At 65.1% G+C, this 10,771-nt stretch carries 11 protein-coding genes and 1 pseudogene; 1 reads left to right on the top strand and 11 read right to left on the bottom strand.

The features are described 5' to 3' along the window. On the top strand, positions 1–1,469 hold a 1,469-nt coding region (locus tag HY699_15820; protein ID MBI4517273.1), incomplete at its 5' end, for a hypothetical protein. Between the two features lie 103 nt (positions 1,470–1,572). On the opposite strand, the gene HY699_15815 is transcribed toward HY699_15820, so the two are convergent. The 11 genes and pseudogenes from HY699_15815 to HY699_15765 form a co-directional block, all read right to left on the bottom strand. Beyond that, positions 1,573–2,508, bottom strand: coding sequence for a TIGR03560 family F420-dependent LLM class oxidoreductase (locus HY699_15815; protein MBI4517272.1), 936 nt, complete (start codon positions 2,506–2,508; stop codon positions 1,573–1,575). A gap of 79 nt (positions 2,509–2,587) precedes the next feature. After that, positions 2,588–3,607: a creatininase family protein gene (locus HY699_15810; protein ID MBI4517271.1), complete on the bottom strand. Its 1,020-nt coding sequence runs from the start codon at positions 3,605–3,607 to the stop codon at positions 2,588–2,590. Positions 3,608–3,806: 199 nt separating this feature from the next. Then, the gene (locus HY699_15805; protein MBI4517270.1) at positions 3,807–4,187 is read right to left on the bottom strand and encodes a hypothetical protein; all 381 of its coding nucleotides are present in this window, start codon (positions 4,185–4,187) and stop codon (positions 3,807–3,809) included. A gap of 206 nt (positions 4,188–4,393) precedes the next feature. After that, complete coding sequence (locus tag HY699_15800; protein MBI4517269.1) at positions 4,394–4,564, bottom strand: hypothetical protein; 171 nt, start codon at positions 4,562–4,564, stop codon at positions 4,394–4,396. Continuing rightward, the gene (locus HY699_15795) at positions 4,549–5,208 is read right to left on the bottom strand and encodes a hypothetical protein (protein ID MBI4517268.1); all 660 of its coding nucleotides are present in this window, start codon (positions 5,206–5,208) and stop codon (positions 4,549–4,551) included. The genes HY699_15800 and HY699_15795 overlap by 16 nt, the downstream gene beginning before the upstream one ends. 454 nt (positions 5,209–5,662) lie before the next feature. Continuing rightward, complete coding sequence (gene glnA, locus HY699_15790) at positions 5,663–7,075, bottom strand: type I glutamate--ammonia ligase (GenBank protein ID MBI4517267.1); 1,413 nt, start codon at positions 7,073–7,075, stop codon at positions 5,663–5,665. Positions 7,076–7,166: 91 nt separating this feature from the next. Continuing rightward, a complete protein-coding gene (locus HY699_15785; GenBank protein ID MBI4517266.1) occupies positions 7,167–7,505 on the bottom strand; it encodes a P-II family nitrogen regulator in 339 nt (112 codons plus the stop codon). Positions 7,506–7,585: 80 nt separating this feature from the next. Next, positions 7,586–8,914 (bottom strand): ammonium transporter, encoded by a 1,329-nt coding sequence (locus HY699_15780; GenBank protein MBI4517265.1) that lies wholly within the window; start codon positions 8,912–8,914, stop codon positions 7,586–7,588. A gap of 173 nt (positions 8,915–9,087) precedes the next feature. After that, complete coding sequence (gene plsY, locus HY699_15775) at positions 9,088–9,684, bottom strand: glycerol-3-phosphate 1-O-acyltransferase PlsY (protein ID MBI4517264.1); 597 nt, start codon at positions 9,682–9,684, stop codon at positions 9,088–9,090. Between the two features lie 310 nt (positions 9,685–9,994). Then, a complete protein-coding gene (locus HY699_15770) occupies positions 9,995–10,231 on the bottom strand; it encodes a hypothetical protein (GenBank protein ID MBI4517263.1) in 237 nt (78 codons plus the stop codon). 14 nt (positions 10,232–10,245) lie between these two features. Beyond that, positions 10,246–10,752: pseudogene (locus tag HY699_15765) on the bottom strand (nitroreductase family deazaflavin-dependent oxidoreductase). Positions 10,753–10,771: the final 19 nt, after the last annotated feature.

Here is a 10,771-nt window from a genome sequence, read left to right as displayed (position 1 = left end):
CGTGGACGGTGTTTGCGGCGAGCGGGACGCAGCGGGTGGTGTTTGCCGGTACGGCGGCGCAGACGGTGTGGTTCTGCCTGCCGGGGAGCAGCAACTCGCGCTTCCAGGATGTGGAGTTCGCCAACGCGGCGGGCGTCAGCTTGGCTTCTAACGTCGTCGCCAACGGCCAGCTGCGTTCACCAGGCAGCGTGGCCCCGGTCATCATGGGCAGCGGCCGGTCGCTGAGCGTGAGCGGCGTCGACGTCGACGGGCTGGTCTTGGACAATGTATCGTTCACCTCGAATGGCGGCACGATGACCCGCTTCGACAACGTGACCTTGCAGAACTACGCGACGGGGGCCACGCAGATGACGATCTCGCATTCCGGCAGCGGCTCGCCCTTTACCTTCAACAACGTTTCGTTCCTGACGACGCCGACATCCGGCTGGTACATGAGCGTGACCGACTCGGCGCCGGCCGACGGCAGCGTGCTGACGATCGATATGGTGTGCGCGCAACCGGCGGACGGCTCGGCGCGGACCGCGACGAGCGGCGGGGCGGTGGTGACCTGGGCCAGCTGTGCCACGCCCACGATGACCTCTACGCCGACGCTGGCCTCAACGGCGACGGCGACTTCGACGTCGACGGCAACCGCAACGGCGGCGGAAACAGCAATGCCGACTGCCAGCCCGACTCCAACCCCGACCCCGTCACCTTGTGCGGCCTACGCGGCGCTGGTCGCGAGCCACGCGCCGCTGCTGCACTGGCGGCTCGGTGAGCCGGGAGGAGCGACGGCGGTGGATGCGGCTGGTTGCCAGAACGGTACCTACGAAGGCTCGCTTTTCTTTGGCCAGCCCGGCGCCATCGCCGGTGACAGCGACGCCGCGATCGCGGTGGCTGACGACGGGCAGAGGGTCAGCGCGATCCAGAGCACGTGTCACACAAGCGGTGACGACACGGTAACTTTTGGAGCGTGGGCGAAGTCTGGGCTGGTGAGTGGCAGCCATGTGCTCGTCGGCAAGTGGGGCAGCGGCGCCTACAACTACTTCATGGGTTGGGCTAGCGGCGATGCCGGGAAGATCGAATGCTGTGTTCAGGCCGGCGGCGTCAACATCTGTGTAACCTCTGCGCAGTCGTGGAACGACGGCAACTGGCACGATTTCATTTGTCGCTACGACGGCTCCGGCGACGGGCTCAGCATCTTCGTTGACGGGCTGTCGCGTGGGCAGATCGAGGCCGGCGGCAACCTGCCGGGCGCGGCGAACACGCTGGCGGTCGGCTGCCAGTCGGATGGGACGCGGTGCGCCTCGGCGACGGCGAGTTCGACGATCGACGAAGTCCGCATCTTCGACTCGGCGCTGAGCGACGCGCAGATTTACGCCGAGTACCAGGCCGGGTTGACGGCGTGCCTCGCACCGAGCCCGACCCCGTCGCCGAGCCCGACCCCAACGCCGGTATTGCTCGATAGCCCGACGGCAACGCCGAGCTGAAAGGGGTGCGAGACGGGACTTTGGAGACGGCTGCTGGTGGGGAGCCGCGGCCCTCATCGACGGCCCTCTTTGAGCGAGGGGCCAGGCTGGGCGGCAGTAGCAGTTAGGCAAAGGCCGGCATGACGTCGTCGATGAACACGCGCAGGCCGTCGAGGTCGAAGGGGCCTCGCAGGGCCACCATGATCCAACCGGCGCCGGCGCGCTGGTACTCGCCGATGCGGTCGATCACTTGCTGTGGCGTACCGATCAGTATGCCCGGCTCCATGAACTCGGCGGCAGCGCCGAACTGGGCGCGCAGGCCTTCGCGCTTGCGCTGCGCTTCGGTTTCATTGCGACCGAGGGCCAAGCCGAGGTTGACCGAACGCTGCACCGTGCGGGGATCGCGCCCGAGCCGCTCGCACCACTGGGTGAGCACCTGATTCTTGTGGGCGTAGAGCTGTGGCCCGATGAAGGGCACGCTCCAACCGTCGGCATACTGAGCCGCCATCTTGAGCAAGCGCTTTTCACCCATGCCGCCCACCCACAGGCGGGGGTTGGGCTGCAGCGGCTTGGGCTCGCAGCGCGCGTCGGTGAGCGTGAAGTGCCGGCCGCGAAACGTGGTGCTTGGTTGGGTGAAGAGGCAGCGCACGATTTGCAGGCCCTCCTCCAGCTGATCGAGGCGATCCTTGATCGGCAGGAAGGGGATGCCGTAGGCGTCGTACTCGATCTGGCTCCAGCCGGCCCCTAGCCCCAGCTCCAAGCGGCCGCCGCTGACGTGATCCACCGTCGCCATGGCCTTAGCCAGCACGGCGGGATGGCGGTAGCTGATACAGTAGACCAGGGCACCGACGCGGACTCTCGTGGTCGCGGCGGCCAGCGCCGTCATGATCGAGACCGCCTCGAAGCAGGTGCCCTCGGCATCACCTGGAGTTATCATGGCCGGGTAGAAGTGATCCCAGATCGACACCCAGTGAAAGCCGGACTGGTCCGCCAGGCGCCAGGCGGCGCGGAGGTCGTCGTAGGTGCAATTCTGCGGGCCGGTATGAAGTCCGAAATGCATCTTGGTCCTCGTAAACGCAAGAGAATGGCAAGCGCCGCGGCACAGAGCCCACCGGGGACATTCCCAGCGGCTGAGCCGATCAGAGCAAGAGTGCCACCACGATCAGGGCAGCGGCCGCCAAACCCAAGCGGCGCCAGAACTGCGGTTGGATGATAGCCGGGTCGGAAGCGATGCTGCGCACGGCGCTTGCCGGTGTGCGGCCTTCGACCACCTCGACCAGCAGTTCCAAACAATCTCTCGCCATGATCTCGCGAAAGGCATGACCGATTGCGGCCGAGGCGACCGAGGGATCGCCCTTGTACGAGGCCACCGGGCCGCCGTAACCGTACTTGGCGTTGAGCAACCAGCCGATGCCGCCGGCGAGGCTTTGAACCAGCATGCGCATGTGGCCGGCATCGCCGCCGCGTTTCTCGCGCCAGGCCGCCAGGCGCTCGCCGAGGGCGACGAGCGGCTTGAACTTCGGCGGCTCGAGCAATCCCAGCGCTTGCCAATCCGGCTCGACCAGGTCGGCCTGCTGCGCCAGCATAAAGGCGGTCTCCCAGCTGCCGGCGTGCTCGCCGCCGAGCAGGCCGCGGCGCTCGCCGTCGGTGAGCGGGCGGCCGAGCAGCTCCTCCACCTGCGCGAAGCGTTGGCCGGTGATGATGCGATGCAGGGTCAGGATCGAGGGCGAGAACATGTGGATGCCCTCGCGCCGGCTCACCCGGCGGCAGGCGGCTTCCAGGGCCGCGGCATGGCGCGGGCCGCCGTGCCCGTTGGTGACCACGACGTACTTGTAACCGGCCCGCGCCAGCGAGCGGCCGTGCGCCACCAAGGCCGAGTAGACGGTGCGTTGCGAGGCCTCCATCGAGCCGGCCAAGGGCAACTCGTCGGTGCCGAGCGGCAGCGCCGGCATCTGGATCACCGTCCAATCCGGATACCGCTCGGCAAAGCGGCGGCCGGTTTCCTCGGCCATCCAGCGCGCCATGTAGTGGTCCATTCCCAGCGGCAGATGCGGGCCGTGCACTTCGAGCGCGCTCATCGGCAGAAAACAGACGGTGCGGTTGCCGTCCAACTGGCGGACCTTGGTGTAAGTCAACTCCTCGGCACGAACTACCGGCATACGTGTCTCCTCGCGTGCCGGCACTGTAGCCCGCGCGCTACGCCATCGGCAAGCCGGCGTGACGATTGCACACCGCGCCCGTGGCGGCGAGACCGATCTCAAGCGTCGTTGCCGAGAGGCGGAGAGCGACGCCGACCGCGATCGTCTCGTCTCGGCTTGCGCCTGCGAGAGCGGGATAGGACGGAGCGCCGCGTTCGCGTTACTTGCTGCCGGTTCCCTGGCGCAGACGGGCAGCGATCTCGGCGGCGAGATATTCCGCCGTTGCGCGCCGAGCTTCTGTTTCGTAGCCCGCGATGTCGGAGAACATCGTGTGTGCAATCTGCGTCGCACCTTCAATACGAAAGCGTTGGATCTGGCGGCCAGCGTCGAGCAGCGACACATCAGCGTCGAGAGTGAAGTCCTTGCTGAACCGGATGATTCCGACGGGGATGAAGAGGAGCGCCCCGATCACGACCGCCTTGATGAACCCCCCGGCAACGTCTTCTTTCACTTCGCCACGTGCAGTGATCACAAGCCGCAGCGGCGGTGGGTTGCGGGGCTCGATCGGGTAATGAACCTCACCGAAGACACCGCGGGCCACCAAGGCATCCCGTATCAGTTCCCCCATACGCCCGCCGCCCCAGGCGATGTTGCCCTCGGTTACCTGGAGGAGCACACTGGTCCCAACCTGCGCGCGCGGGTGCGGGCTGTCGGGTCGGGGCGGTGCCGTAACCGTCCAGCCACAGCCGGCCACGGTCGCCGCGAGTAACACAGCCAGCGCTCTGAACGCCCGCGCTCTCCCCCGTCTCATTGCTGATCTCTCTTGTTGCTAGTGTCGACCGGCCGCGGCGGGCTCTTGACTGTCCAATCCGCGCTGTTGAAGCTTGCGGCCTGACTCGGGTCGACCACGCCGTGACGTTGCGGGCCACAGCCGGCAAGTGTCATGAAGGTAACAAAGACGATCAGTACACGTGCCATAGTTGCTCCTTCCGTGCGAGCGCGATTCGCGCACTGCCACGCCCAGGGGCCCGTAAGCCGAGTTCGGGATACCGGTTCATCAGCGAGATGATGGCTGCCACCATGTCACGCATCACCGTATCGGCGGCGCGGTCGACTGATGTTTGGAAGTTTCCGGCGTGCGCGACCAGCCCCGATTCCACTCCTTTGACGAAGAAGTGGCGCTCAGCCAGCAACCCTGTCCCGGTCGTGGCCACGAGCTTGACGTGAATGTCCGTCTCCAGTGAAATGGTCGAGAAACCGATAACCGGCTCGACGAAAATCTTGAGCAGCGAGCCCGTGAGCTGGAGCGCACTCGGCTTGGCCGCGCCCTGCGAAGCAACGGTGAAACCTGCGGTCTTGAGTTCAGCCGTCAGTCGCTGCGCGACCCAGATAGCCGGGTCCATGGAGCAGATCGCTTTCGCGGTCTCCATGCTGTAGGCGTTCTTTTGAATCCCGCACTTGTCCCGGTATTGCCGCTCATCTGAGAGCGGGGCGACGATGACAATCTGACGCCCCTCGCCGCCACGCAGGTTCCCCGTGGGTTGTACTGGCAGGGTGACCGGAATATCGGTGAAAGCACAACCCGAGATCGTTAGCGCTAGAACGAACACGGCACGCTTCATGCCTGATCCTTTCCGTGAATGCAGACAACGGGCTGGCCCGATTGTGCAGCGGTGCATCGCGAGCGCAGTACGAAGAACTGGGGCACGCCCGCGCATCGAAGGCCGCCTCTGCTCGACACGGCTCCAGCCGTAGGCCACATACCATCACACCTATGTCACCCGGCGTGCGGCACTATCAATCCGCTGCACGCACCCGACCGATTCGGGCCGTCAAGTAACACATTTGTTCACGGTGTGCCAAGGACCTTGTTTGGCAAGTAACCGTGAGCAATCAGCACGCCCAGATTGCGATTAGAGTCTGCCCAGAGACTGTCGGTCGCTTGCCGGCCCCCCCTAGGGGCTCTACGGATGCGGCTAAAAGGGTAGAATGCGTTGGCGGCTGTTGCCGCCCAAAACGCACCGGGGCCGGCTGGCAAACGCCAACCGGCCCCGGTGTGCGGACGCGGACCCACTGCTACGCGTCAAAGTACATCGCGAATTCGTGCGGATGCGGACGCAGGCGCACGGCCGAGACCTCGTTGCTCATCTTGTACTCGATCCAAGTCTCGATCACGTCCTCGGTGAAGACGTCGCCCTTGAGCATGAACTCGTGGTCCTTCTTCAGGTTATCGAGGGCTTCATCGAGACCGGCGGGCATCGAAGGCACATCGGCGAGTTCTTCCGGAGTCAGAGCGTAGATGTCTTTGTCGAGCGGCTCGCCCGGCGACAGGCGCTTTTCGACGCCGTCGAGGCCGGCCATCAGCATGGCGGCAAAGGCGAGGTAGCCGTTGCAGCTGGGATCGGGGAAGCGGACCTCGATGCGCTTGGCCTTGGGTGAGGGCGAGTACATCGGGATGCGCACCGCGGCCGAGCGGTTGCGGCTGGAGTAGGCCAGGTTGACCGGCGCCTCGAAGCCCGGCACCAGGCGGCGGTAGCTGTTGGTGCCCGGGTTGGTGAAGGCGGCCAGCGCCGGCGCGTGCTTGAGGATGCCGGCGATGTAGTGCATCGCCAGCTCGGACATGCCGCCGTAGCCGTCACCGGCAAACAGCGGCTTCTCTCCTTTCCAGATCGACTGATGCACGTGCATGCCGGACCCGTTATCGCCGAAGATCGGCTTGGGCATAAAGGTTGCCGTGCGGCCGTGGCGGCGGGCGACGTTCTTGACGATGTACTTGTACCACATCAGCGCGTCGCCCATCTTGACCAGCGGCATGAAGCGCATGTCGATCTCGGCCTGGCCGGCAGTGGCCACTTCGTGGTGTTGCTTCTCGACGCGCAGGCCCACCGCTTCCATCACCAGCACCATCTCCTGGCGGATGTCCTGTTGCGAATCGGTCGGTGGCACCGGGAAGTAGCCTTCTTTGTAGCGCGGCTTGTAACCGAGGTTGGGATTCTCCTCACGCCCGGTGTTCCACTGACCCTCGACCGAGTCGAGGAAGTAGAAGCCGGCGTGCTGGTTCTGGCCGTAGCGAATGTCGTCGAAAATGAAGAACTCGGGCTCGGGGCCGAAATAGGCGACGTCGCCGACGCCGCTCGACTTCAGGTAGGCCTCGGCCTTGCGCGCGATGTTGCGCGGATCACGGGTGTAATCTTCTTTGGTGATCGGATCGACGATGTTGCAGATGAGGCTGAGGGTGGCGTCCTTGGTGAAGGGATCCATCACCGCGGTGTTCGGGTCGGGCACCACCAGCATGTCGGAGGCATGAATCGGCTGCCAGCCCCGGATCGAGGAGCCGTCGAAGCCCGAGCCTTCTTCGAACAGGGCTTCATCGACTTCGCTCATCGGCATGGTGAAATGCTGCCAGATGCCGAGGAAGTCGAGAAACTTCAGATCACAGCACACCGCTTTGTTTTCCTTCGCCAACTTGATCGCGTCCTTCGGGGTCATACCTCCGCTCCTTCCTGACTTGTCCTTTCGCTGGCCTTGCCGGCCGGTTGATATCGCCGTACGGGGCGCACTGCGCCTGCGCCCGCCTGTGCTAGATGGCATCCCTCCCTCGCTCACCGGTACGAATGCGGACCACCTCCTCGATCGGCATGACGAAGATCTTGCCGTCACCGATGCGGCCGGTCTTGGCGGCCTTTTCGATGGTATCGACCACTTGGGTGACCTGCTCGTCCTTGACGATGATCTCGAGCTTCACCTTGGGCAAGAAGTCCACCACGTACTCGGCGCCGCGATAGAGTTCGGTATGGCCCTTCTGGCGGCCGAACCCCTTTACCTCGCTGACGGTGAGTCCCTGAATGCCGATTCCACTGAGTGCTTCCTTCACCTCGTCCAACTTGAACGGCTTGATTACCGCTTCAACCTTCTTCATGGCAACTCCTTCCCGGGGAGACTGCGACCCCGTTCCTTATGTCAGGCCCGCGACGCTGTAAAGACATTCGGCGGGCAGAATTAAAGTTCGTAGGCGGTCTCGCCGTGCTGCGAGAGATCCAGGCCTACCACCTCGTCCTCTTCGACAACGCGCAGTCCGACCAAGGCATCGACGACCTTGAGCAGCACGAGGGCGACCACGAAGCAGTACACTAGGGTGACGCCCACGGCCAGCAACTGGAGGCCGAGCTGACCCGGGTTGCCGAAGAACAGTCCGTCCGCTCCGGCTGAATTGACGGCTTTGGAGGCGAACAGGCCGGTGAGGATCGCGCCGGTGGTCCCGCCGACGCAGTGGACGCCGACCACGTCGAGCGAGTCGTCGTAGCCCAGGCGCAGTTTCAAGTTGCAGGCCGAGAAGCACACCACGCCGGCGATGGCGCCGATGATGATCGAAGAGACCGGGCCGACGAAGCCCGAAGCGGGGGTGATTGCGACCAGCCCCGCCACCGCGCCGCTGGCGGCACCGAGCACGGTGGGCTTGCCGCGCTTGGCCCATTCGGCGAACATCCACGACAGCGTGGCGGCGGCGGTGGCGGTGTTGGTGGCGACGAATGCGCTGGTGGCGAGGGCGCCGGCGGTCAGCGCGCTGCCGGCGTTGAAGCCGAACCAGCCAACCCAGAGCATGGCCGCGCCCACCACCGAAAACGGCAGATTGTGCGGCGGCATGGGCTCGCGTGGGAAGCCCAAGCGTTTACCCATTACCAGTGCCGCGGCCAGCGCGGAGACACCCGAGCTGATGTGCACCACCGTACCGCCGGCAAAGTCCAAGGCGCCCATACCGCCGTTGGTACCCATCCAGCCGCCCTTGCCCCACACCCAGTGCGCCACCGGATCGTAGACCAGTGTGGCCCACAACAGGCTGAAGAGCAGAAAGGCGCTGAACTTCATGCGGTCGGCGATCGCCCCGGTGATCAGCGCCGGCGTGATGATGGCGAACATGCACTGGTAGATCATGAAGCACTGGTGCGGGATCGTCGCGGCGTAGTCCGGGTTCGGATCGCCCCCGACACCGTTGAGCCCGAGCCAATCCAGGCCGCCGATGATGTGCCCGTGGTCGGGGCCGAAGGCGAGGGTGTAGCCGTAGAGCACCCACTGCACGCTGATCACCGCCATCAGCACGAAACTCTGCATGATGGTGGCCAAGGCGTTCTTGCGCCGTACCAGGCCGGCGTAAAACAGCGCTAAGCCCGGCGCGGTCATCATCAACACCAATGCCGAGGAAGTCAGCATCCAGGCGGTGTCGCCGCTGTCGATCTTGGGCGCGCCGTCCTGGGCCAATGCGGCCATCGGTGCCACCACGGCAGCCAACACTGCTGCCGTCCCCATCATCACTGTTCTCTGCCGTCGCATGCGGGCAGTCCCCCTTCCTGTGGCTAGAGTTAAACGATGCCCACCGGGGCATCGCTGAGCGATTGAGCAACAGCGATGCCAGCAATACCGCGAATTGGCAGCCGCGGTTGCGCTGCCGCGTGCGTCGGGCTGCTGCTCGCTCTGCTGCTTGCGGAACGAGCAGCGCCTGGTTCTTAGGCAGGGCCGCGGGCCCCGAAGCGGGGTTCGCGGCCGGCGGCGATGCGGCGGATGTTCTCACGGTGGCGGGCGATCACCGCCATCGCCGTTACCCACGCCGCAACCGCCACCGCCGAGCTGGTTCCGAGGGCCATCGCCAGCAACGGTAGTGCCCCGGCTGCGGCCATTGAAGCGAGCGAGACCAGTCGGAAAGCGTAAGCGGTAGCGGCAAACACCGCAACGCTGGCGATGGTGGCGAGCGGCGCGAGCACGAGGAAAGCGCCCGCGGCGGTGGCGACGCCTTTGCCGCCGCGAAACCGCAGAAACACGGAGAACAAGTGCCCGGCAATGGCCGCCAGGCCGGTCGCAGCCGAGACCCAAGGTGTGTCGGAGACCGCCGGAGCCAGCAGGACGGGCAGGGCGCCTTTGATGGCGTCGCCTGCCAGCGTGAACAGCCCCAAGCGTGTGCCGGCGCTGCGAGCAACGTTGGTAGCGCCGATGTTGCCACTGCCGACTTGGCGGGGATCAACTCCGGCCGTACGCGCTAGCAGTACGCCGGTGGGAACCGAGCCGATGAGGTAAGCAGCGAGCAGCAGCAGGATATCCACGATCATATCGCGATCACTCACGAGGTAATGAGCCGCACATATCATAGTGAGGGCGGTTCGGGATGGGCGTGGTGAGGGGTTCGTCCTTCGAGCAGTGGAGCTCGTAACATTTGTCATATTTCGGCCCGGCTTGCGCCGGAGATTTGGGCTGACAGAGATCTGCTACCGCGCGGTAGTAGCACCTTGTGAATCTCGTGATTCTCGGGGGCTTACGTTGTTCGTCCAGCCGGGGGTGCTACCGGGTGTCGGGCGCTCTGCCACCACGCCTGCGGATCACGTGCGGACAGCAGCCCGAGCGCATCGGGAAACGTCGCCATCAGCTCGGCCAAAACGGCGCCGCCGGCCGGTCTACCGTTGCCGCGTAATCCGCCAGCAGCGTGCGCCAGTCTGGCACCGTGCCGCGAGCGGCGGAGTGCCAGGCCGGGATGTGTTCCGGGCGCGCGAACACTTCGGTCACGTGGTAGCACGGCGCGCCCAGCAGCCGCTCCAGCGCCAGCTTGAGTGACATCGTTCCGGTGCGACCTAGCCCGGCACCAAGGATGCGTAGGTTCATCGCTCTCGTCCGATTCACAAACCAGCCCGGCCTTCCGCTCGCCCCTGCATCCCCTTGTTAGATTTGGAAACAACCCGGAAGACCGGAAGCGCCGCGAGTTTCTCGAATTCCGCCAGCGCGGCATCCTTGCGCACCGGCACGTGGGGGCGCGCTCCCGGGGCTCGCTGCAGGTATGCCTTCAAGATGGGGGCGCGTTGCCCGGTGGGAACCTCTTCGAGTTGGATCTCCTCACGGCCGCCGCTCCGAAGAACCGCAACCCCACCGGCTGCCCGCACGTTGTGAACCCACTGCACGTTCTCTCCGAGCATCGACACCAAGTACCGTTGGTCATCAACGACCGCGATGACCAACGGCAGCGATATTGTTCGCCCCTACCTACGTCCGGCCACCTCCAAGGTTACTAGGAAATATGGCGCGATGACTGACGAGGCTACCGTCGCCCACGCCCTATTCAGAATCCTCGCGATCCAGTTGGGCCGCTGCCCACGGTACAACCATCGCTTGAAGTCGCCTCCAGTCATCTCCGCCTGTGCACCTCCT

It is taken from the genome of Deltaproteobacteria bacterium, from assembly GCA_016210005.1.
GTDB lineage: Bacteria > Desulfobacterota > Binatia > HRBIN30 > JACQVA1 > JACQVA1.
The sequence above is the reverse complement of the archived record's forward strand: the minus strand, read 5'-3'. Positions and strand labels throughout refer to the sequence as shown.